The sequence below is a fragment of the Bradyrhizobium sp. P5_C11_2 genome, assembly GCF_054049755.1.
Map to the genome: position 1 here is coordinate 1 of NZ_JBFULT010000052.1, position 23,237 is coordinate 23,237.

Sequence of the window (23,237 nt, forward strand, 5' to 3'; positions counted from 1 at the left end):
ATGCCAACCTGTTTGAGCATGCGCTGTTCGTGATCGCGACCGTGATGAGCACTCCCTCCGGCGAACGCGCGGTCATCGATGCGGGCCACAAGGCCCTGTCAAACGACAGCGGATTTCCGGTTGTGCTGGGCCGGCCCGACCTGCGCTATCATCGGCCCTCTGACGAGCACGGCCTGCTCGACTTCGACAGCGCTTCGTCACGGCTGGCGATTGGCGACAAGGTGACGCTCATCCCGGGTCATTGCGACCCGACCGTCAATCTCTACGACTGGTATGTCGGCGTGCGCGGCTTCAATAAACCGGACGCCCGCGTGGAGGCGCTTTGGCCGATCGCGGCGCGGGGCGCGGTCACCTGACATACTCACGGCGCAGTGCCGTAGGGTGGGCAAAGCGAAGCGTGCCCACGTGTCTATTGCTGTCTTGCAAGGTTCGTGGGCACGGCGCAAGTGCGCCTTTGCCCACCCTACAATTCCGGACTCGCGAAGAGAGACCCCTCACCCTAGTGAGGTTGTATCCCCCAGCGGTGTTGCCCTCTCCCGCAAGGGGAGAGGGCACAACAATGGCCAGCCGCGATTAATCCCGTCGAACGTAGCCGCGATCGCCGCCCGACTTTCCCAAACGCACGAGTTTCGTCATCGCATGATTTTGCGCGTTCGCACGGTCATCTGCAGCGATCGACGATGGATACGACGAAAATGCGCCAAAACATGACGATTATCATATCAATTAGCCCAAAACCGTTGCAGCGATCGCCGCACAAATTCGTGAACGTCATGGCCTGACGCTTTCGCAGCGCAAATATGCATTGCCGGGAATTTCAACGCTTCATCGTTTCGCGTCGGTATGATTATGGTCGCGCGGAATTCGCCGACATGATCGCCGTAAGCGATCGTCGAGCAAGGGGATGCACATGGCAACTAATCTCACCATCAACGGCGAACAGAAGTCCTTCGACGCGCCACCGGACATGCCGCTGCTGTGGGTGCTGCGCGACATTCTCGGAATGACAGGCACGAAATTCGGTTGCGGCATCGCGCAATGCGGCGCCTGCACGGTGCATGTCGACGGCAAGGCGGTGCGCTCCTGCGTGCTGCCGGTCAGCGCGGTCGAGAACCGCACCATCACCACCATCGAGCACATCGGCAGCACGCCTACGGGCGCGAAGGTGCAGAAGGCCTGGTTAGAGGCCGAAGTGGTTCAGTGCGGCTACTGCCAGTCCGGCCAGATCATGTCGGCCGCGGCACTGCTGGCGGCGACGCCCCATCCCGATGATTCCGACATCGACGCGGCGATGGCCGGCAACATCTGCCGTTGCGGCACCTATGTGCGCATCCGCGAGGCCATCAAGCAGGCCGCCTCCGGCCGGCAGTCGTGAGGTCCGCCATGAATGCACACAACAGCGTCTCCCGCCGCACGCTTCTGACCGGCGGCCTCGCCTCCGGCTTCCTGCTGGCCTTCCACCTGCCGCTGCGCGCCGCCGTCAACGAGCCGGTGCAGCCGCCTGACGCGACCGACGGAAAGTTCGCGCCCAACGCCTTCATCCGCATCGACCCTGAAGGTGCGACCACGCTGGTGATGCCGCAGGTCGAGATGGGACAGGGAATCTACACTGCGATCTCGATGATCCTGGCGGAGGAGCTCGACGCGGATTGGTCGAAAGTCCAACTGCTGCACGCACCGGCCAACGAGAAGCTTTACGGCAATCCGATTTTCATCATTCAGGCGACCGGTGGCTCCACATCGGTCCGGGCATTCTGGAAGCCGCTGCGTGAAGCCGGCGCCAGCGCGCGTGCCATGCTGGTGCAGGCTGCCGCTGCGCAATGGAACGTCGATCCCGCCAGTTGCACGACGTCGAAGGGTGAGGTGACCCACAAGGCGAGCGGCCGGACGCTCTCCTATGGCGCGCTTGCGGCTGCCGCGAGCGGCCAGACGCCGCCCAAGGACGTCCCGCTCAAGGACCCCAAGGATTTCGTCTATATCGGCCAGCCGTTCAAGCGGCTCGATACGCCCGAGAAGGTCAACGGCAAGGCGGTCTACGGTATCGACGCCATCGTGCCGAACATGAAGTTCGCAACGCTGGCGCAGTGCCCGGTTTTCGGCGGCAAGGTCGGCAAGGTCGATGATCGTGCCGCGAAGAAGATTCCGGGTGTGCGAAAGATCGTCGTGCTCGACGATCTCGTCGCCGTCGTCGGCGATCACATGTGGGCGGCGAAAAAAGGCCTGGACGCGCTCGACATCGAGTGGAACGAGGGACCGAACGAAAAGGTCAATTCGAAAGCGATTTGGGACGATTTGCGCGCCGCCAGCGCAAAGGACGGCGTGGTCGCCAAATCCACCGGCGACATCGCCAAGGGCCTCGCGAGCGGCGAAAAACTCGAAGCTTCGTTCGAGCTGCCGTTTCTCGCCCACGCAACGATGGAGCCGTTGAACGCCACGGTGCATTGCACGCCCGATTCCTGCGAAATCTGGACCGGAACGCAGATCATGGCGCGCGTGCAGTCGGAGGCGGCAAAGGCGGCCGGGCTCCCGGTCGAAAAGGTGACCGTCAACAATCACCTGCTGGGCGGCGGCTTCGGCCGCAAGCTCGAGCCTGACATGGTGGTCGCGGCCGTTCGCATCGCCAAAGAGGTCGACGGGCCGGTCAAGGTCGTGTGGACCCGCGAGGAGGACATTCAGCACGACATCTATCGACCGGTCTATCGCGATACGATCGCAGCGACCTTGTCGGCCGGCAAGATCGTCGGCTGGAAATACAAGATTGCCGGCGCTGCGATCATCGCGCGCTGGCTGCCGCCGGCCTTTCAGAAGGGCATCGATATCGACGCGATCGACAGCGCCACCGACGTGCCCTACGACATCCCGAATGTCCACGTCGAATATGTGCGGGCCGAACCGCCGGCGATACCAACGGGGTTCTGGCGCGGGGTCGGGCCCAACAACAACGTGTTTGCGGTCGAATGCTTCATCGACGAACTGGCGCGCAAGGCGGGCAAGGACCCGGTCGAGTTTCGCCGTGGAATGCTGGCCAATCAACCGCGCTTCCTGTCCGTCCTCAATCTTGCGGCAGAGAAAGCCAATTGGGGTCAACCGTTGCCGGCGCGTGTCGGGCGCGGCGTGTGCTTGCAGCCGTCTTTCGGGAGTTTCATCGCAACCGTTGTGGAAGCTGAGGTCGACGAGCAAGGCGAGATCAATCTACGCCGTGCGACCTCGGTGGTGGATACCGGCATCGCCGTCAATCCCGATACGATCGTGGCTCAGGTCGAGGGCGGGCTGATCTTCGGCCTTACCGCCGCGCTCTACGGCGAGATCACCATCGACAAGGGCCGGGTGCAGCAGTCGAACTTCCACGACTACCGCATGATGCGCATCAACGAGACGCCGAAGATCGAGGTTCACCTCGTCAAGAGCGGCGAGGCACCCGGCGGAATTGGCGAGACCGGCACGACGGCGGGGCCGCCGGCGCTGCGAAACGCGATCTACGCCGCAACCGGCGTGGCGCTGCGGCGCCTGCCGATCGACCGGAAACTGCTGGCTGCGGGGAAAAAGGCATGAGCGGCAAGACGCGTATTCTGGCAAGCCTCGTCGTGGTCGCCATCGTCGTGGCCGCGCTCGGCGTCTGGATCATCCGCGGGCCCGGCCCGCTCGATTTCGCTGGCGGCCCCAAGGTGGCGCTGGCGGATTACCGCGCCGGCAAGCCGACCGGCGTGCCGGCAAAGCTCGAGAAGGCAAGCCTGGTCGAACGCGGCGAGTATCTTGCGAAAGCGGCCGACTGCATGGTCTGTCACACCAAGCCCGGCGAGAAGGACTATTCCGGCGGGCTCGGCTTCAAGCTGCCGTTCGGCACGCTGTATTCGACCAACATCACGCCGGACAAGGACACCGGCATCGGCAATTACAGCGACCAGGATTTCCTGGGCGCCGTCCAGCACGGCAAGCGCCGCGACGGCGCTCGGCTCTATCCGGCGATGCCGTACACGTCCTACACCTACATGACCGACGAGGACGTGCTGGCGGTGAAGGCGTATCTGTTCAGCCTGCCGGCGGTGCGCGCGAAGGCGCCGGACAACACGCTGTCGTTCCCGTTCAACCAGCGCTGGGCGATGATCTTCTGGTCGGCCGTGTTCAATCCGGACACGCGCTTTACGCCCGACACCTCGAAGAGCCCGGAGTGGAACAGAGGTGCCTATCTCGCGGAGGCGCTCGCGCATTGCGGCGAGTGTCATACGCCGCGCAATCTCGGCTTCGCGCTGGACAATCGCAAGAAGTTCGCCGGCGCGATCACGGCCGGCTGGCGCGCCTTCAACATCACCTCGGACAAGGCGACTGGTCTGGGCAACTGGCGCGACGAGGATCTGATCTCGTACCTATCGCTCGGCCATGCGCCCGGCCACGGCTCGGCCTCGGGTCCGATGGGTGAAGCCGTCGACCACAGCTTTAGCCAGTTCGCGCCTGAGGACATCCGCGGCATCGTCGCCTATTTGCGCAGCGTACCGCCGCAGCCTTCGCCCGACCTGCCCGCCGGCACGGCGCCCGCCGCGCCTGCCTCGCACAAGGACGGCGTGACGGCGGATGCGCGCGGCAAGCAGGTGTTCGCCAGCGCCTGCGCCAGCTGCCACGGCTGGAGCGGCGAGAGCCCGGTGTCGCCGATGGCGACGCTGACCGGCACCTGGGCCGTCAACGACCCCGCCGCCACCAACGTCGCGCAGATCGTGCTCTCGGGCACCAAGCGACACACGCCGGATGGCGCGCTGTCGATGCCGGCGTTCGGTAATGCGTATAGCGACGACGAGATCGCGGCGGTGGCGAATTACGTCACCGCGCGGTTCGGCACCAAGGGCTCGAAGCTGACGGCGAAGGACGTCGCGGAGTTGAGGGAGCAGACGGCGGAGTAAACGCGCGCGTGGGTCGCTATCCCGCGCGTCACCCTCCAGCGTCGTCCCGGCGAAGGCCGGGACCCATAGCCACAGGCAGTCGTTTGGTGAAGATGCGTGGTTACCTGCTTCGCGCCACAACCACGTCCTGGGGGTATGGGTCCYGGCCTTCGCCGGGACGACACTGAATGTGTGGCGCGAGCTAGCTCAACCAGGACTTCGGCGTTGCCGCCACCAGCGCGATGCGACAACGGGCTAGCGGGCCGCCGACTTTTCCAAGAACGGCAACATCACCCGCTCGAACGTCGGAGGCTTGAAGCCCTTGTACTCTCGCATGATCATCGCCTTGACCGCCGCCAAATCCGGCTTGCTGTCAGGCGACGATTCGGGATTCTTGTCCGACCGAATGAAATCCGGTGCCGTGCCCGGCAATTTGTACAGGTTGAAGTCGCTTCGGCGGGTAGCGAAATCGGCTTGCAGGTAACCCTCCGCCATCATTGCGCTGGCTGGCGCCAGGTAGAATCCATCTTCGCGATAGGGGCCAAGCACCGAAAAGGTCCTGGAACCTTTTGCGACATCGACGAGCTGATGGCTCAGGCGAACCAGCTCGATATCGTTGCCGCCCGCCCTGATGTGGACGCGGCGCAGGGGGAGCTCTGTAGCATCCTGGGTCACGACGCTCACGAGCACGAGCACATGCTTTGCCGTCGCGGCATACTCCTCGGCAGTCATCGGCCAAGCGAAATCGATCGCCGAGCCCCGCGCCGCCTTTGGCACCATGCGGGCCGTCTCGTTGGCGGACTTCTCCAGCCGTTCCGCGATATCTGCAGGAGACACGGCCCCCCGCGCCGGCGGCCGTGGCTTGCTCAGGATCTGCGCGAGCGCATCATTCGAGAGCAGCAGCAACAGCAGGATGGCAACGAGCCTCGGCACCACGGACTCCCGGGTCAATTCAGGAATGCATCCAGAATGCGGGCTTCGCCGGCTCCAGCCGGCCGCCCGCGCGCACCGGCGCGATCCGCAGCGCAAGCCCCGTGGCGTCATCCGTTTCCACGGCAACGCCGCTGAGCGTGGCGACGCCGGCCGCCGGCTCGAAACGGCCCGACGGAATCCCCGACGTGAAGCGGCGCAGCGGCTCTTCCTTCTGCATGCCGATGATGGAGTCGTAATCGCCGGTCATGCCGGCGTCGGTCATGTAGGCGGTGCCGCCGGTGAGGATCTGGTGGTCGGCGGTCGGCACATGCGTATGCGTGCCGACGACGAGGCTGGCGCGGCCGTCGCAGAAGAAGCCGATGCCCTGCTTCTCGCTGGTCGCCTCGCAATGGAAGTCGACGACGATGGCATCGGCCGCAATGCCGAGCGGACAGGCGCCGAGCTCGCGCTCGAGCGCCGCGAAGGGATCGTCGAACGGGGTCATGAAGACGCGGCCCAAAGCGTTGACGACGAGGGCATGCTTGCCGTTCTTGGTCTCGACCAGCGCGGCGCCGCGGCCGGGCGTGCCGCGCGGATAGTTCGCCGGCCGCACCAGGCGCTCGGCGCGCTCGATGAACACCAGCGCCTCGCGCTGGTCCCAGGAATGGTTGCCGAGCGTCACCGCGTCGGCGCCGGCATCGAGAAGCTCCTGGTAGATCGCCTCGGTGATGCCGAAGCCGCCGGCCGAGTTTTCGCCGTTGACGACGACGAAATCGAGCGACCAGTCCTTGACCATGCCGGGCAGATGTTCGGCGATCGCCGAGCGCCCCGCGCGGCCGACGACATCACCTACGAAGAGAATGCGCAACTTCAGAACTCCGGAAATCGAACACGTCCGATTCCGTTAGCACATAATCCAGCGCGACGTCGTGCGATAGTGCCGGAACCGCCTCGATCTCCTGCGCGGCAAAAGCCAGCCCGATGCCGACGATCTGCTTGACCTTGCGCAAATGCGCGAAGCTGTGGTCGTAGTGCCCCGCGCCGTAGCCGATGCGATGGCCGAGACGGTCGAAGGCAGCGAGCGGCGTCAGCATGATGTCGGGGACGACTTCGCTTGCTGCCGGCGACGGCTCGGGAATGCCGAGCGGGCCGAGCATCAGGCGGTCGTTCGGATGAAAGATGCGGAAGACCAGCGACTGGCCGCGCGCGGTGACGCAAGGCAGCGCCAGCTGTGCTCCCTCCTCGGCGAGCTTTTTCATCAACGGCATCGGATCGATCTCGCTGCGGATCGGCGAGTAGCCGGAGACGATGCTGCCGGGCAGGACCTTGAAGGGCAGCCCGCGCTTGGCGAGTTTTGTTGCGGCCGTGGCGCGTTTCTTCTCGCTCAACGCGTCGCGCTTGGCGAGGGCTTTGGCCCGGAGTTCGGCTTTGGTGTTGGTCATGTGCGCTTGCTCCGCCGTCATCGCCCGCCTTGTGCGCACTTGCGCACTGGGGCAGGCGATCCAGTATTCCAGAGACGCCAGTGATCAAACATCGACGCCGCGGCGTACTGGATGCCCCGCCTTCGCGGGGCATGACACTGCCGGTTTGTCGTGGACGGCCATCCGACAAGAACGCATTGCCAGAAAACACAAGTGCGAAGCCGCGAACGCCGTTGAAGCACTCGATCCCGGAGTTCCCTACGAAAGTAGGTGGGCACCATATGTCCGGGCCCACGGGCCCGGCCAGGGACAGTTCCCTAAAGGATCGATAAGGCCCCGGGGATATATGGCTCCGGACGCGCGTCGCAGCCTCGCTCGGGCAATGTAACAACGATACTGACGAATCACCAGCCCGGCTTGCAGTTGCTGGTCACCTCTCCCGCTTGCGGGAGAGGTCGACGCGCGAAGCGCGGCGGGTGAGGGCTCTCTCCTCTTGGGGGTTTCTCGTTTGTGGAGACACCCTCTCCCCAACCCTCCCCCGCAAGCGGGGGAGGGAGCGCACCGCCCGCGTGGCAGCGGCCCCTACCCGATCGCGATGCCGTTGCCGACGGTCCGGTTCAGGACCTGGGTCGACTTCTCGATCCGTTCGGCCGCGGCGTTCAGCGCATTGACCACCGCGGTCTGCGTCATCCGGGCGCGCTCGACGGCGGCATTGCGGAAATCCCGCAGCTCGGTCAATTCCTGCTCCATGGTGCGGATGCGGTTGCCCGAATCGACCAGCTCGTCGCAGACGGTCAGCGCCGCCATCACGGTGAGCCTGGCATCGCCGATCTCACCGAATTTTCCGCGCAGGGACTGAATTCGCGTCTCCAGGCTTTCGGCGAGCTTGAGCAGCCGCACCTCCTGGCCCTCCTCGCAGGCCATGCGGTACTGCCGGCCATTGATGGTGACGTTGATGTGGCTCATCCATCCTCTCCGGTATCGAGCACCGAGCGTATCGTGACGATGGCGGAATCCAGCCGGTCGGAGATCTCGCGATTGGTGCGCTCGAGCTTGCGCGCCTTCACCAGCGCGCCGTCGAGCTCGTCGGCGAGCCGCGAGCGGTCGGCGCCGAGCGCCTGGATTCGCGTCGCAAGCTCGTTCTCGTCGCGATCGGCATCGCGCCGCCGCTCGACCGCGCTTTCGAGTGCGTCGAGCGCCGCCATGAGCCTGCGGGTCGCGATCTCGATCTCGACGGCCGAGGACTCGGTCATGGCGGAACTGTTGGAAACGCGATCGTTCATGCGGTCAGCGGTGGACCTTCGTGGCCTTTGCATCGGGGCTTGCCGCCCGGCAAAAGACTCGGTTCGGCAAGCGGTTAGAAGCAGAAATTTACGTGGCAAGCTAGCAAATCGCAACGTCGCCGCGAAACTATGCACCGATAGATCGGCCCTGAGCATGCCGGCCGGTTGGTTCCTGATCTGCACGATCCGCGACTGCGGCTTTTCCGGATTGCGAAACGAGCAACTTTTCGCCCGGGAATGGCGTTTGATTGCCTTGGACTCCCGGAACCGAGATGCTATCCCAGCCGCGACCCCAGCGGCCGCAAGGCTCCTTCCAGCGCGGCGAATTCCGCCACAAGCGCCTCATTTCAGACGGATTTCAGACATGACGCAGGTCGACCACACCCGTATGGCCAACGCAATCCGCGGCCTCGCAATGGACGCCGTGGAGAAGGCGAAATCCGGCCATCCTGGTTTGCCGATGGGCGCGGCCGACGTGGCCACGGTGCTGTTCACGCAGTTCCTGAAATTCGATGCGGCAACGCCGGCCTGGCCCGACCGCGACCGTTTCGTGCTCTCGGCCGGCCACGGTTCGATGCTGCTCTATGCGCTGCTCTATCTGACCGGCAACACCGACATGACGCTGGACCAGCTCAAGCAGTTCCGCCAGCTCGGCGGGCTGACGCCGGGGCACCCCGAGAACTTCCACACCAAGGGCATCGAGACCACCACCGGCCCGCTCGGCCAGGGCATCTCGACCGCGGTCGGCATGGCGCTCGCCGAGAAGATGCTCGCCGCCGAGTTCGGCAAGAAGATCGTCGACCACCACACTTTCGTGCTCGCCTCCGACGGCGACCTGATGGAAGGCGTGTCGCAGGAAGCGATCGCGATGGCCGGGCACTGGAAGCTCAACAAGATGATCGTGCTCTACGACGACAACGGCATCTCGATCGACGGCCCGACCTCGATCTCCGACTCCGTCGACCAGGTGAAGCGCTTCAAGTCCGCGGGGTGGGCCGCCGAGAAGATCGACGGCCACGACCAGGCCGCGATCACAGCCGCGATCACGCGCGCCAAGAAATCCAGCAAGCCGACGCTGATCGCCTGCCGCACCACCATCGGCTTCGGCGCGCCGCACAAGGCCGGCACCGCGAAGGCGCATGGCGAGGCGCTCGGCGCCGAGGAGCTCAAGGCCGCCAAGGAAAATCTCGGCATCTCGCTCGAGCCGTTCGCGGTGCCCGATGACGTGCTGAAGGCCTGGCGCGAAGCCGGCAGCCGCGGCTCTGTGGCGCGCCAGGAATGGGAAGGACGGATCAGCGAGCTCGGCAGCCGCAAGCGCGCCGAGTTCGAGCGCCGGCTCCGCCATGAGCGGCCGGCCTCGCTCGCAAAGGCGGTGCGCGCCTACAAGAAGGAGCTTTTGGAAAAGCCGATGACTGCGGCGACCCGCAAATCCTCGGAAGCCGTGATCGAAGTCATCGCGGGCGCGATGCCGATGGAGTTCCTGGCGGGCTCGGCCGACCTCACCGGCTCCAACAACAACAAGGCGAAGTCGGCAAGCGCCTTCTCCGCCAAGACGCCGAAGGGCCGCTTCATCCATTACGGCATCCGCGAGCACGGCATGGCCGCCGCCATGAACGGCATCTTCCTGCACGGCGGTTTCGCGCCGAACGGCGCGACCTTCCTGGTGTTCACGGATTATGCGCGGCCCGCGATGCGGCTGGCCGCCCTGATGGGCGCCGGCGTCGTCTACGTGATGACCCACGATTCCATCGGCCTCGGCGAAGACGGCCCGACCCACCAGCCGGTCGAGCATCTCGCCGCACTCCGGGCCATTCCCAACATGCGCGTGTTCCGCCCCTGCGACTCCATCGAGGTCGCCGAGTGCTGGGAGCTCGCGCTCAACCGCGTCGACGGGCCGACCGTGCTGGCGCTGACGCGGCAGAACCTGCCGCAGCTGCGCACCAATGCGCCGAACGAAAGCCCTTGCCAGGACGGCGCCTACGAGCTCGTCGCCGCCCAGGGCGAGGCCAAGGCGACGCTGTTCGCGTCCGGCTCCGAGGTCGAGATCGCGGTCGCCGCGCAGAAGCAGCTCGCCGAACGCGGCATCCCGTCGCGGGTGGTCTCGGTGCCGTCGCTCGAGCTGTTGTTAGCGCAACCAGAGGCGAAGCGTGCCGCGATCATCGGCAACGCGCCGGTGAAGGTCGCGATCGAGGCCGCGGTGCGCTGGGGCTGGGATGCCGTGATCGGCCAGGATGGCGAATTTATCGGCATGCATTCCTTCGGCGCCAGCGCGCCGGCGAAGGACCTTTACAAGCATTTCGGCATTACCGCCGAGGCTGCGGTTAACGCCGTGCTGAAACGCGTTTCCTGAGAGTTGAGCTTGCCAAAAAAAAGGACTACGTAACTCCTCATATGATCAAGCACCGCCCGGCCGAACCGGGCGTCCGCCCTAAAAAAACCCTCGCAGGCGCGCTAAGCGCGTTGTGCGGGATGACAGACGTCATTGAACACGCGTCATTGAACGGTCATAAGGAGACGAAACATGGCAGTCCGCGTCGGAATTAACGGTTTTGGCCGCATCGGTCGCAACATCCTGCGGGCTATCGCTGAGTCCGGCCGCAAGGACATCGAGGTGGTCGGCATCAACGATCTCGGCCCGGTCGAGACCAACGCCCATCTCCTCCGCTTCGACAGCGTCCATGGCCGCTTCCCCGGCACCGTCACCGTCGATGGCGACTCGATCAACCTTGGCAGCGGCAAGATCAAGGTGACCGCCGAGCGCGATCCCTCGAAGCTGCCCTGGAAGGATCTCGGCGTCGACATCGCGATGGAGTGCACCGGCATCTTCACCGCGAAGGACAAGGCCTCCGCGCATCTGACCGCCGGCGCCAAGCGCGTGCTGGTCTCCGCGCCCGCCGACGGCGCCGACGCCACCATCGTCTACGGCGTCAACCACGACACGCTGACCAAGGATCATCTGGTCGTCTCCAACGGCTCCTGCACCACCAACTGCCTCGCGCCGGTCGCCAAGGTGCTGAACGACCTCGTCGGCATCGAGACCGGCTTCATGACCACGATCCACGCCTATACCGGCGACCAGCCGACGCTGGACACGCTGCACAAGGATCTCTATCGCGGCCGTGCGGCGGCGATGTCGATGATCCCGACCTCGACCGGCGCCGCCAAGGCGATCGGCCTCGTTCTGCCCGAACTGAAGGGCAAGCTCGACGGTGTCTCGATCCGCGTGCCGTCCCCGAACGTCTCGGTCATCGACCTCAAGATCGTCGCCAAGCGCGCCACCGACGCCAAGGAAATCAACGCGGCGATGAAGCGCGCCTCCGAGCAGCAGCTCAAGGGCATTCTCGGCTACACCAACGCGCCGAACGTCTCGATCGACTTCAACCACGACCCGCACTCCTCGACCTTCCACGAGGACCAGACCAAGGTGCAGAACGGCACGCTGGTGCGCGTGATGTCCTGGTACGACAATGAGTGGGGTTTCTCGAACCGCATGGCGGACACCGCCGTCGCGTTCGCGAAGGTGATCTAAGCAAGGTCTCGTGTCCCGGACGCGGCGCAGCGTGGCTTCACGATGCGCCGCGGAGCCGGGACCCATGTCTCACCCCGCGTAGGTCCCGGTTCAGCACAGCGGCACTTCGCGCCGCAGTGCGCCCGGGACAAGAGAGTGTCCGATGGCGAACAAATTCCGCACCCTCGACGACGTCGATGTGAAGGGCAAACGCGTGCTGCTGCGCGTCGATCTCAACGTGCCCATGGAGAACGGGCGCGTCAGCGACGCAACGCGGCTCGAGCGCGTCGCGCCGACCATCACCGAAATCTCGGACAAGGGCGGCAAGGTCATCCTGCTCGCGCATTTCGGCCGGCCGAAGGGACGTGATGCCAAGGAGTCGCTCAAGCCCGTCGCCGAGGCGTTGGCGGCGGTCGTGAAGAAGCCCGTCGCCTTCGCCGATGACTGCATCGGCGAGCCCGCGGCCAAGGCCGTGGCGGCGCTGAACGACGGCGACATCCTCTGCCTGGAAAACACCCGCTTCCACAAAGAGGAAGAAAAGAACGATCYGGCCTTCGTCGCGGAATTGGCGAAACTCGGCGACATCTGGGTCAATGACGCCTTCTCGGCGGCGCACCGCGCCCATGCCTCGACCGAGGGCCTCGGCCACAAGCTGCCGGCCTATGCCGGCCGCACCATGCAGGCCGAGCTCGTCGCGCTGGAGAAGGCGCTGGGTTCGCCGACCAAGCCCGTCATCGCGATCATCGGCGGCGCAAAAGTCTCGACCAAGATCGACCTGCTCGAAAACCTCGTCAACAAGGTCGATGCGCTGGTGATCGGCGGCGGCATGGCCAACACCTTCCTGCACGCGCAGGGCGTCGGGATCGGCAAATCGCTGGCCGAGAAGGATCTGGCCGCCACCGCAGTGCGCATCATGGAAAAGGCCGAGGCCGCCAACTGCGCCATCATCCTGCCGGTGGACGCCACCGTCGCCTACCATTTCGCGGCCAACGCGCCCTCGCATGCCTATGGCCTCGACGCGATCCCGGCCGACGGCATGATCCTCGACGTCGGCCCGCAATCGATCGCCCGCGTCCATGCCGCGATCGACGATGCGGCGACCCTGGTCTGGAACGGCCCGCTCGGCGCCTTCGAGCTGCAGCCCTTCGACCGCGGCACGGTCTCGGCCGCCAAGCACGCCGCCGAGCGCACCAAGGCCAAGAAGCTGATCTCGATCGCGGGCGGCGGCGACACCGTCGCGGCCCTCAACCAGGCCCATGTGGCCGGTGATTTCACCTATGTCTCGACCGCAGGTGGCGCATTTCTTGAATGGATGGAAGGCAAGCCCCTGCCCGGCGTCGAGGTCTTGCGCGTCAAGTAATTAGCGGCCGAACTGGCCCAAACGGGAGAAAGATACAGATGGCTCGGATCACGTTGCGTCAATTGCTCGATCATGCGGCGGAACACGATTACGGCGTACCGGCCTTCAACATCAACAACATGGAGCAGGCCTTAGCGATCATGGACGCGGCCAACCAGGTCGATGCGCCGGTCATCATCCAGGCCTCGCGCGGTGCGCGCTCCTACGCCAACGACATCATGCTCAAGCACATGATGGACGCGGTGACCGAAATCTACCCGCACATCCCGGTCTGCGTGCATCTCGACCACGGCAACGAGGCCGCGACCTGCATGACGGCGATCCAGGCCGGCTTCACCTCGGTGATGATGGACGGCTCGCTCAAGGCCGACGGCAAGACCCCCGGCGACTGGGGCTACAATGTCGGCGTCACCAAGACCGTGACCGACATGGCCCATCTCGGCGGCATCTCGGTCGAGGGCGAGCTCGGCGTGCTCGGCTCGCTCGAGACCGGCATGGGCGACAAGGAAGACGGCCACGGCGCCGAAGGCAAGCTGAGCCACGACCAGCTCCTGACCAATCCGGACGAGGCCGTGAAGTTCGTCCAGGAGACCAGGGTCGATGCGCTCGCGATCGCGATGGGGACTTCGCACGGTGCCTACAAGTTCACCCGCAAGCCGGACGGCGACATCCTCGCCATGAACGTGATCGAGGAGATCCACCGCAAGCTGCCGAACACGCATCTCGTCATGCATGGTTCGTCCTCGGTGCCGCAGGACCTCCAGGACATCATCAACAGCTATGGCGGCAAGATGAAGCCGACCTGGGGCGTGCCGGTCGCCGAGATCCAGCGCGGCATCAAGAACGGCGTGCGCAAGATCAACATCGACACCGACAACCGCATGGCGATGACCGGCCAGATCCGCAAGGTGCTCAAGGACAACCCGGAAGAGTTCGACCCGCGCAAGTACCTGAAGCCGGCGATGGAAGCCATGACCAAGCTGTGCAAGCAGCGGCTCCAGGAATTCAACACCGCAGGCCAGGCCTCCAAGATCAAGAAGGTCCTGACCACCGCCGAAATGGCCAAGCGCTACGCCAAGGGCGAGCTGGATCCGAAGGTGGCGTGATCTCTATCCCTCCCTCTCCCCGTTCTTACGGGGAGAGGGTCGGGGTGAGGGGCTCTCTCCGCGGACGAGATGACCGCGGGACCTGTACCCCCTCACCCGGATCGCAAGGGCGATCCGACCTCTCCCCGCAGGTGGGGAGAGGTAACAAGACCTCCCTGCCCGCCCCTTTACCCTGCGACGAACGTTAACTCGGCATTTGCCCGAGAACGGTCTATTTTCACAGGCAAGGGCAGAATCGTTTTGGGAGGACCTCTCGATGAATCTGACTGAGCTCAACAGGATCGCGACCGCCATGGTCACCCCCGGCAAGGGCATCCTTGCCGCCGACGAATCCTCCGGCACCATCAAGAAGCGGTTTGACGCGATCGGCGTGGAATCGACGGAATCAAGCCGCCGCGACTATCGCGAGATGCTGTTCCGCTCCAAGGAGGCCATGAGCCAGTATATCTCCGGCGTCATCCTCTATGACGAGACGATCTGGCAGGACGCGAAGGACGGCACGCCGCTGGTCAAGCTGATCAAAGAGACCGGCGCCATCCCCGGCATCAAGGTCGACGAGGGCACGCAAGCCCTGCCGATGTGCCCGGGCGAGCTCGTCACCGTCGGGCTCGACAAGCTCGCCGAGCGGCTGAAGAAATATTACGAGCGTGGTGCGCGCTTCGCCAAATGGCGCGCGGTGATCGACATCGGCAGCGGGATCCCCTCGATGACGGCGATCGGCGTCAACGCCCATGCGCTGGCGCGCTATGCGGCGCTGTGCCAGGCCGCGCAGATCGTGCCGATCGTCGAGCCGGAGGTGCTGATGGACGGCGATCACGACATCGACCGCTGCTATGAGGTAACCCAACGCGTGCTCAACAAGACCTTTCAGGAATTGCGCGTGCAGCGCGTCGCGCTCGAGGGCATGGTGCTGAAGCCGAACATGGCGATCTCCGGCAAGAAATCCACCAAGCAGGCCTCGGTCGAGGAGGTCGCGGAGAAGACGATGCGGCTCTTGAAAGCATGCGTGCCGGCGGCGGTGCCCGGCATCGCCTTCCTCTCCGGCGGCCAGTCCGACGAGGAGGCGACCGCGCATCTCAACGCCATGCACAAGCTCGGCCCGCTGCCCTGGGGCCTGACCTTCTCCTACGGCCGCGCGCTGCAGGCGGCGCCGCAGAAGGCGTGGTCCGGCAAGGCCGAGAACGTCGCGGCCGGCCAACGCGCCTTCAGCCACCGCGCGCGGATGAATGGGCTGGCCACCAAGGGCGAATGGCAAAGCAGCCTGGAAAAGAAGGCAGCCTAGATCTTGTCGAACAAATCGCCTCCACCGCGCCCGGCGCCGCGCCTCTATCTCGCGACGCCTGTTGTCGATGATCCCGCGTCGCTCGTCGCCGAGTTGCCGGGCCTGCTCGCCGCTGCCGACGTCGCGGCCGTGCTGCTGCGGCTGAAGGAGACCGACCAGCGCACCATGATCTCGCACATCAAGGCGCTGGCGCCGCCGGTCCAGAAAGGGGGCGCTGCGCTGCTCGTCGACGGCCATCCTGAGCTGGTCGCACGCGGCGGCGCCGACGGCGCGCACCTGCCCGGCATGGCCGCGCTGAAAGAGGCGCTGCCATCGCTCAAGCCCGATCGCATCGCCGGCGTCGGCGGGTTGACGACGCGGCACCATTCCATGGATGCGGGCGAGATTGGCGCGGACTACGTGTTGTTCGGCGAGCCCGACGCAAAGGGCGAGCGGCCGTCGGCGCAAGCCATTGCCGAACGGCTGGACTGGTGGGCCGAGCTGTTCGAGCCGCCCTGCGTCGGCTTTGCGACCTCGTTCGAGGAGGCCTACGACTTCGCCGCCAGCGGCGCCGATTTCGTGCTGGTCGGCGACCTGATCTGGGCCGATCCGCGCGGGCCCAAGGCCGCGCTGATCGAGGCCGATGCTGCGATCAAGAAGGCTCACGCGACTCTCCCCGTGGACCAGGGCTAGCGCCCGAGATGAAGCTCAAGCGCATCACCATCCTGGCCACGCTGCTGCTGACGGCGCCCGCGGCCGCGCAGCTCCAGATCACGCCGCCTGCGGCAGCGCCGAGCCCCTCGCCTGCCAAGGAAAAGCCCAAAGACAAGCCGGCGGTGAAGCCGCACACCATCACCAAGAAGAAAGATGCCGCGCCAAAACCGTCGGCCTCGCCGACCCCGGCGCCGGCCGCGACCGTGATCCCCGCGCCCCCGACCGATAATTCAAATGTCGACCTGGTGTACGGCGCCTATCAGCGCGGCCAGTACAAGACGGCGTTCGAGCTCGCTACCGCGCGCGCCAAGGCCGGCGATCCCAAGGCCATGACCATGCTGGGCGAACTCTACTCCAACGCCATGGGCATCCGGCGCGACTATGCCAAGGCGCTCGAATGGTACAAGCGCGCGTCCGACGCCGGCGACCGCGAGGCGATGTTCGCGCTCGCCATGCTGCGCATGTCCGGCCGCGGCGGCCCGGTCGACAAGGGCGAGGCGGTGAAGCTGATGGCGTCCGCCGCCAAGCTCGGCGAACCCAAGGCGGCCTATAACCTCGCGCTGCTCTATCTCGACGGCCAGACCCTGCCGCAGGACGTCAGGCGCTCGGCCGAGCTGCTGCGCCAGGCGGCTGACGCGGGCCTGCCCGAAGCGCAATACGCGCTGGCGACCTTCTACAAGGAAGGCACCGGCGTGCCGAAGGACCCCGAAAGGGCGGTGCGGCTGCTCCAGGCGGCGTCGCTGACCGACAATGTCGATGCCGAGGTCGAATATGCCATCGCGCTGTTCAACGGCACCGGCACGCCGAAGAACCAGCCGGCCGCCGTCGCGTTGCTGCGCAAGGCCTCCCGCCAGGGCAGCGCGATTGCGCAGAACCGGCTGGCCTGGGTGCTGATCAACGGCATGGGCACGTCCGCGGACAAGGTCGAGGGTTTTAAATGGCACCTGGTGGCCAAAACCGCCGGCAAGGGCGATCCCGAGCTCGACAAGCAGTTCTCCGAACTGCCCCCCGACGACCGGGCCAAGGCCGAGGCCGCCGCCAAAAAATGGCTCGGGACCAAATGACTTGACCTTAAGCCCCTCACAGGGCACCCCATCCCTCAAACACGCGCGATTTCGCGCCATTTCMCCCGATTAAGACCAGAGCTCATGCTGTATTCCGCCACTATCAACGTCATGGTCAAGGCTGCGCGTCGCGCCGGCCGCAGCCTCAAGCGCGATCTCGGCGAGATCGAGCATCTCCAGGTCTCGCTGAAGGGGCCGGCGAACTTCGTCTCGCTCGCCGACAAGCGCGCCGAGGAGATCCTCTACCAGGACCTCGCCAAGGCGCGGCCCGGCTACGGCTTCATCGGCGAGGAAGGCGGCACGCGGGAGGGCAGCGACAAGAGCCATACCTGGATCGTCGATCCGCTCGACGGCACCACCAACTTCCTGCACGGCATCCCGCAATTCGCGATCTCGATCGGGCTGTCGCGCGAAGGCACCATCATCGCCGGTGTGATCTACAACCCGGCCAATGACGAGCTCTACATCGCCGAGCGCGGCAAGGGCGCCTTCCTCAACGACCAGCGCCTGCGCGTGGCCGGCCGCCGCCAGCTCAACGAATGCGTGGTGGCCTGCGGCCTGCCCCATATCGGCCGCGGCGACCACGAGGAATTCCGCCGCGAGATGACCGCGATCCAGGACCGCGTCGCAGGGCTGCGCCGCTTCGGCGCCGCCTCGCTCGACTTAGCCTTCGTCGCCGCCGGCCGCCTCGACGGCTACTGGGAACGCAATCTGCAATCCTGGGACGTCGCCGCCGGCCTGATCATGGTGCGGGAAGCGGGTGGGACGGTGACCGACATCGACACGCCGGGTGATGCTCTGGTGACCGGGCATGTCGTGTGCGGCAATGAGTTCGTGCACGGGGAATTGGTGAAGATTTTGCGGAAGTAGGCAGTCGCACGACGGCTCGATGCGCAACGGCTAAGAGTCGTCGTCGTCGGGTTCGTCATCGCGATATTCACCGCCAATGGTCAGGCCCTCGATGGCCGTGGCGCCTTTCGACTTGATGACCCGGCGAAGCGGGGCCGAACTCTCGCTTCGCAATGCCTCCATCAGCTGTTCCGAATGGGTGACAATCCAGATGTCGGCCCGGCGTGATGCCTTGGCGATCAGGCGCGCCAGTGGCGCCAGCAGTGACGGATGCAGGCTGGTCTCGGGTTCGTTCAGCGCGATGAACGGCGGCAGCCGATAGCCCATGAACACCGCGAGCAGGCAGATGTATTTCAGAGTCCCATCGGACAATTCGTGGGCCTTGAACGGCCGCGGCATATCCGCCAGTTGCAGATCAAATTCACACCAACCGTTTTCTTCCCATGCGCGGAGCTCGGCGCCCGGGAATGCATCCTGGATTGCGTCCTGCAGATCGATGGCGTCTTCCCGAATGGTATAGAGTGTCGCCAGGGCGGCAGCCAAATCGCTTCCATCGGCACTGAGCGAGGGCGTCGTGATCGCAAGACACGGCTTTCGTATCGGTGACGCCGGATCGGTGCGAAAGTCGTGATAGAATCGCCAGCCCAGCATTGCGTTTCTGATCAAATCGATTTCGGGGCATTCCTTGCCATCGGAAAAGCCCGCAAGCGCGGTCTCGGACGGCAGCACCGCGTCCTTGTGGCTGATCCATGCACCACTCTCGCCGCGGACGCTGACGAGCGAGTTTTTCCGCTCCATCAGTTGAACCGTTCGTTTACCCTGCGTCGCCTCGATACTTTCGGTCTTGATCATCGGTTCGCCGGAAAACGCCGCCTCGAGCGGGCCAGGAAATCCGAGCTCAATGGAATATTTGAGACGGTCGAACCTGGCAGACAAATGCAGTCGCCCATCTTCGCCGCGTTTGCGGAGGCCGGACCAGCACACCGAATTCAATCCGCCTTCGTCGGCGATCGTGCGCGTGATCCGCCCTGTTGCCGCGTCGCGCAACAGCGACAAGGACTTGTAGAGATTGGACTTGCCGACGCCATTCTCACCGACAAACACGGATAGGGGGTGGATGGGTATGGAGAGCCGCCGAATGGAGCGATAGTTGGAGATCGCAATGTCGGTCGGACGCATCACATGCTCTTAATCGGCAGGCTTTGTGTGCATTCGGCGCAGTGCGAATACACATTCTCTCAATCCAGAGATGTAGTCTGGATCGACGGCCCCGCGAAAGCAAGCCGAACGTCCGTTTGATGTCGCGTGAATTGGCACACGGTTCTGAATCACTCAGGACCGATCCGGCGTTCAGTGGCCGGCCCTCGCCGGCGCCGGCGGGCCGTACGGCTCGCCGTCCTTTGCAGCCTTCGCCTCCCGGTCTCCGCCCAGCACGCGCTGCACCGAGACGAAGAACACCGGCACCATCAGCAGCGCCAGAATCACCACCGCGATCATGCCGCCCATCACGATGCTGCCGAGCGATTGCTGGCTGGCGCCGCCGGCGCCATGGGCAATGGCCATCGGCAGCACGCCGCAGATGAAGGCAAGGCCGGTCATCAGGATCGGGCGGAAGCGCAGGCGGCAGGCCTCGATGGTGGCTTCCACCAGCGGCTTGCCCTCTTTGCGCAGGTCCTTGGCGAACTCGATGATCAGGATCGCGTCCTTGGCCGCAAGCCCGATGATGGTGATCAGGCCGACGGTGAAGTAGACGTCGTTGGGCAGGCCGCGCAGCATCGCCGCGATCACGGCGCCGACGACGCCGAGCGGCACGGTGAGCAGCACCGCGAGCGGAATGGTCCAGCTCTCGTAGAGCGCGGCCAGACACAGGAACACCACGAACACCGACAGCGCGAGCAGGAACGGTGCCTGCGAGCCCGACAGTTTTTCCTGGAGCGACTGCCCGGTCCATTCATAGCCGAAGCCGCGCGGCAACTTGCCCGCGAGCCGCTCCATCTCGGCGATGGCGTCGCCCGAGGTGAAGCCGGGCTTGGCTTCGCCGGAGATACGCACCGCCGGATAATAGTTGAAGCCGGCGATCTGCGTCGGCCCGCGCGCCCATTCGACCGTGGTGAAGGACGAGAACGGCACGAGCTGGCCGCGGCTGTTCTTGACGTTGTAGTTGAGGATGTCCTCGGTCCGCATCCGGTCGCGGGCGTCAGCCTGCACCACGACGCGCTGCATGCGGCCGCGGTTCGGGAAGTCGTTGATGTAGTTCGAACCGAGATTGGTCGAGATCGTGTTGTTGATGTCCTCGAAGGTGACGCCGAAGGCGCCGGCCTTCTCGCGGTCGATCACGAGATTGACCACGCCCGCCTCGGGCAGGCCCTCGATATAGACCTTCTGCAGCACCGAACTCGCATTGGCTTCTGCGATCAACTGGTCGGCGGCGCGCATCAGGGCCGGATAGCCCTTCTGGCCGCGGTCCTGGAGGCGGAACGAGAAGCCCGAGGAATTGCCGAGATTGTCGATCGGCGGCGGCTGCAGCGCGGAGATCTTGGCGTCGCGGATCGACGACGACAGATCGCGGTTGATGTCGGCGACGATCGCGGCGGCCGATTCCTTCGGCCCGCGCTCCGACCAGTCCTTCAGCGTGATGAAGGCCTGCGCGGTGTTCATGCCCTGGCCGGAGAAGCTGAAGCCGGTGAGGAAGGTGACGTTGTCGACGCCGGGCCGCTGCGCCAGATATTTTTCCACCTTCTCGATCACGGCCTCGGTCCGGCCGTAGGACGAATCCGACGGCGTCTGCACGTCGGTGGTGATAAAGCCCTGGTCGTCGACGGGCAGGAAGCCGCCGGGCAGCCTGACGAAGGCCCAGGAGAGGCCGACGAGCAGCGCGACATAGACCAGCATCAGCCGTCCCGTGCGCTTCAGCGAGAAGCCGACGGTGCGGGAATAGCCCTCCTTGCCGCCTTCGAGCATGCGGTTGAACCAGCCGAACACGCCCTTCTTGGCATGGCCGTGCCCGGCCGTGACGGGCTTGAGCAGCGTCGCGCACAGCGCCGGCGTCAGCGACAGCGCCAGGAAGGCGGAGAAGCCGATCGCGGCCACCATGGTGACGGAGAACTGGCGGTAGATGATGCCGACCGAGCCCGGGAAGAACGCCATCGGCACGAACACCGCCATCAGCACCAGCGTGATGCCGATGATGGCGCCGGTGATCTGCGACATGGCTTTCCGCGTCGCCTCCTTCGGCGGCAGGCCTTCCTCGGCCATGATGCGCTCGACGTTCTCGACCACGACGATGGCGTCGTCGACGAGGATGCCGACCGCGAGCACCATGCCGAACATCGAGAGCATGTTGATGGAATAGCCGGCGAGCAGCAGCGTGGTGCAGGCGCCCAAGAGCGCCACCGGCACCACGATGGTCGGAATGATGGTGTAGCGGATGTTCTGGAGGAACAGGAACATCACCACGAACACCAGTACCACGGCCTCTAACAGCGTCGTCAGCACCTTCTTGATCGAGGCCTCGACCACGGGCGTGATGTTGTAGGGAATCTCGTAGCCGATGTTGGCCGGGAAGAAGCGCGACAGCTCCTTCATCTTCTCTTCGACCGCGCTCGCGGTCGCCAGAGCATTGCCGGTCGGCGACATCAGCACGGAGAGACCGGCGGTCGGCTTGCCGTCGAGGCGGGTGTTGAACTGGTAGCTGAGGCCGCCGACCTCGATGCGCGCGACGTCGCGCAGGCGCACGGTCGAGCCATCGGCATTGGCGCGCAGGATGATCGCGCCGAATTCGTCCGGCGAGGAGAGCTGGCCCTTGACCAGCACCAGCGCGGAGGTGCGCTGGGTCGCCGTCGATGGCTCGGCGCCGATGCTGCCCGAGGCGACCTGCGCGTTCTGCGCGGAGATCGCCTTGTTGACGTCGTCGGCGGTCAGACCATAGCCGACCAGCTTGGCCGGATCGACCCAGACACGAAGGCTGCGTTCGGTCGAATAGAGCGTGGCGCGGCCGACGCCGGGAATGCGCCGGATCTCGCCGAGCACGTTGCGGATCATGAAGTCGCCCAGCCCAACCTCATCGAGGCTGCCGTCGGTCGAATTCAGCGTGATGATCTGGAGCACCGCGCTGGAGGCTTCCTCGATCAGGATGCCCTGCTGGATCACCGCGCGCGRCAGCCGCGCTTCGACGCGCTTGATGCGGTTCTGCACCTCGACGGAGGCCGCGCTGGTATCGGTGCCCGGCACGAAATTGGCGATGATCTCGACCTGGCCGAGCGAGTCGCTGGTCGATTCGAAGTTGAGGATGCCGGAGGCGCCGTTGAGCTCCTCCTCGATCAGCCGCGTGACGCTGTTGTAGAGGTTTTCAGGCGAGGCGCCGGGATAGCTGGTCGAGATCGAGATCGAGGGCGGCGCGATGATCGGATATTGCGCGATCGGCAACAGCGGGATCGCGATCGCGCCGACCAGGCAGATGAACAGCGCGACGACCCAGGCGAAGATCGGCCTGTCGATGAAGAAGCTGGCCATGGCGCGTTACCGCGTCAGCTTCTGGGCGTGCCGGTTGTCCGCGGTCGCATCCGCCTCCGACCAGGATTGCGGCTTGACCTTGTCGCCGGCAGCGAACTTCTGGAAGCCTTCGACCACGACCTTGTCGCCGGCCTTCAGGCCGTCGGTGACGAACCAGATTCCGTCCTGCACCGAGCCGGTGCGGACCGGCTGCACCGCGATGCGATTGTCGTCCTTGACGACGAACACCTCGCTGCCGCCGCCGCCATTGCGCTGGATCGCCTGCTGCGGCACCGCGATCGCGTCGGAGTCGAGGCCCTGGTCGAGGCGGACGCGGACATACATGCCCGGCAACAGCTCGCGCTTGGGATTGGGGAACTCGCCGCGCAGCGTCACC

At 65.2% G+C, this 23,237-nt stretch carries 19 protein-coding genes, 1 other RNA gene and 1 pseudogene; 12 read left to right on the plus strand and 9 right to left on the minus strand.

Features of this window, described 5'->3' with window-relative positions; translation table 11 throughout:
- The 4 genes and pseudogenes from ACXJL8_RS08275 to ACXJL8_RS08290 form a co-directional block, all read left to right on the plus strand.
- Positions 1 to 356: pseudogene (locus ACXJL8_RS08275) on the plus strand (DSD1 family PLP-dependent enzyme); the annotation flags it as partial.
- Positions 357 to 910: 554 nt separating this feature from the next.
- Positions 911 to 1,375: a (2Fe-2S)-binding protein gene (locus ACXJL8_RS08280; protein WP_456620693.1), complete on the plus strand. Its 465-nt coding sequence runs from the start codon at positions 911 to 913 to the stop codon at positions 1,373 to 1,375.
- 8 nt (positions 1,376 to 1,383) lie between these two features.
- Positions 1,384 to 3,552 carry a molybdopterin cofactor-binding domain-containing protein gene (locus ACXJL8_RS08285; protein ID WP_456620694.1) on the plus strand — a complete coding sequence of 723 codons (2,169 nt, stop codon included), beginning with the start codon at positions 1,384 to 1,386 and terminating at the stop codon, positions 3,550 to 3,552.
- Positions 3,549 to 4,892: a c-type cytochrome gene (locus ACXJL8_RS08290; RefSeq protein ID WP_456620695.1), complete on the plus strand. Its 1,344-nt coding sequence runs from the start codon at positions 3,549 to 3,551 to the stop codon at positions 4,890 to 4,892. Before ACXJL8_RS08285 ends, ACXJL8_RS08290 begins: the two co-directional genes overlap by 4 nt.
- A 234-nt stretch (positions 4,893 to 5,126) precedes the next feature.
- On the opposite strand, the gene ACXJL8_RS08295 is transcribed toward ACXJL8_RS08290, so the two are convergent.
- From ACXJL8_RS08295 to ACXJL8_RS08320, 6 genes are all read right to left on the minus strand, one after another.
- Positions 5,127 to 5,804 (minus strand): hypothetical protein, encoded by a 678-nt coding sequence (locus tag ACXJL8_RS08295; protein WP_456620696.1) that lies wholly within the window; start codon positions 5,802 to 5,804, stop codon positions 5,127 to 5,129.
- A gap of 19 nt (positions 5,805 to 5,823) precedes the next feature.
- A complete protein-coding gene (locus ACXJL8_RS08300; RefSeq protein WP_456620697.1) occupies positions 5,824 to 6,651 on the minus strand; it encodes a TIGR00282 family metallophosphoesterase in 828 nt (275 codons plus the stop codon).
- The gene (locus ACXJL8_RS08305; RefSeq protein WP_456620698.1) at positions 6,629 to 7,225 is read right to left on the minus strand and encodes a 5-formyltetrahydrofolate cyclo-ligase; all 597 of its coding nucleotides are present in this window, start codon (positions 7,223 to 7,225) and stop codon (positions 6,629 to 6,631) included. Before ACXJL8_RS08305 ends, ACXJL8_RS08300 begins: the two co-directional genes overlap by 23 nt.
- A 193-nt stretch (positions 7,226 to 7,418) precedes the next feature.
- A non-coding RNA gene (gene ssrS / locus ACXJL8_RS08310) (6S RNA) lies at positions 7,419 to 7,579 on the minus strand.
- A 207-nt stretch (positions 7,580 to 7,786) separates the two neighbouring features.
- On the minus strand, positions 7,787 to 8,170 hold the full coding sequence (locus ACXJL8_RS08315; protein ID WP_211382142.1) for a cell division protein ZapA: 384 nt from the start codon (positions 8,168 to 8,170) through the stop codon (positions 7,787 to 7,789).
- Positions 8,167 to 8,487, minus strand: a complete 321-nt coding sequence (locus ACXJL8_RS08320; protein ID WP_063701112.1) for a DUF4164 domain-containing protein — start codon at positions 8,485 to 8,487, stop codon at positions 8,167 to 8,169. Before ACXJL8_RS08320 ends, ACXJL8_RS08315 begins: the two co-directional genes overlap by 4 nt.
- A gap of 364 nt (positions 8,488 to 8,851) precedes the next feature.
- Between ACXJL8_RS08320 and tkt the strand changes: the two genes are divergently transcribed.
- The 8 genes from tkt (at position 8,852) to ACXJL8_RS08360 (ending at position 18,370) form a co-directional block, all read left to right on the plus strand.
- Positions 8,852 to 10,837: a transketolase gene (gene tkt, locus ACXJL8_RS08325; protein WP_456620699.1), complete on the plus strand. Its 1,986-nt coding sequence runs from the start codon at positions 8,852 to 8,854 to the stop codon at positions 10,835 to 10,837.
- Between the two features lie 171 nt (positions 10,838 to 11,008).
- Positions 11,009 to 12,016, plus strand: coding sequence for a type I glyceraldehyde-3-phosphate dehydrogenase (gap, locus tag ACXJL8_RS08330; protein WP_456620700.1), 1,008 nt, complete (start codon positions 11,009 to 11,011; stop codon positions 12,014 to 12,016).
- Between the two features lie 142 nt (positions 12,017 to 12,158).
- Complete coding sequence (locus ACXJL8_RS08335) at positions 12,159 to 13,355, plus strand: phosphoglycerate kinase (RefSeq protein ID WP_456684850.1); 1,197 nt, start codon at positions 12,159 to 12,161, stop codon at positions 13,353 to 13,355.
- A gap of 38 nt (positions 13,356 to 13,393) precedes the next feature.
- Positions 13,394 to 14,461 carry a class II fructose-bisphosphate aldolase gene (fba, locus tag ACXJL8_RS08340; RefSeq protein ID WP_456620702.1) on the plus strand — a complete coding sequence of 356 codons (1,068 nt, stop codon included), beginning with the start codon at positions 13,394 to 13,396 and terminating at the stop codon, positions 14,459 to 14,461.
- Positions 14,462 to 14,717: 256 nt separating this feature from the next.
- Positions 14,718 to 15,743, plus strand: coding sequence for a class I fructose-bisphosphate aldolase (locus ACXJL8_RS08345; RefSeq protein ID WP_456684851.1), 1,026 nt, complete (start codon positions 14,718 to 14,720; stop codon positions 15,741 to 15,743).
- 3 nt (positions 15,744 to 15,746) lie between these two features.
- Positions 15,747 to 16,415, plus strand: coding sequence for a thiamine phosphate synthase (locus tag ACXJL8_RS08350; RefSeq protein WP_456620704.1), 669 nt, complete (start codon positions 15,747 to 15,749; stop codon positions 16,413 to 16,415).
- An 8-nt stretch (positions 16,416 to 16,423) separates the two neighbouring features.
- Positions 16,424 to 17,500 (plus strand): tetratricopeptide repeat protein, encoded by a 1,077-nt coding sequence (locus ACXJL8_RS08355; RefSeq protein ID WP_456620705.1) that lies wholly within the window; start codon positions 16,424 to 16,426, stop codon positions 17,498 to 17,500.
- 84 nt (positions 17,501 to 17,584) lie between these two features.
- Positions 17,585 to 18,370, plus strand: coding sequence for an inositol monophosphatase family protein (locus ACXJL8_RS08360; protein WP_456620706.1), 786 nt, complete (start codon positions 17,585 to 17,587; stop codon positions 18,368 to 18,370).
- A gap of 30 nt (positions 18,371 to 18,400) precedes the next feature.
- Here the strand turns inward: ACXJL8_RS08360 and ACXJL8_RS08365 are convergent, their stop codons facing one another.
- The 3 genes from ACXJL8_RS08365 to ACXJL8_RS08375 form a co-directional block, all read right to left on the minus strand.
- Positions 18,401 to 19,528: an AAA family ATPase gene (locus tag ACXJL8_RS08365; protein WP_456620707.1), complete on the minus strand. Its 1,128-nt coding sequence runs from the start codon at positions 19,526 to 19,528 to the stop codon at positions 18,401 to 18,403.
- A gap of 171 nt (positions 19,529 to 19,699) precedes the next feature.
- Positions 19,700 to 22,861, minus strand: coding sequence for a multidrug efflux RND transporter permease subunit (locus ACXJL8_RS08370; protein WP_456684852.1), 3,162 nt, complete (start codon positions 22,859 to 22,861; stop codon positions 19,700 to 19,702).
- 6 nt (positions 22,862 to 22,867) lie between these two features.
- A partial coding sequence (locus ACXJL8_RS08375) for an efflux RND transporter periplasmic adaptor subunit (RefSeq protein WP_456684853.1) occupies positions 22,868 to 23,237 on the minus strand: 370 nt, incomplete at its 5' end.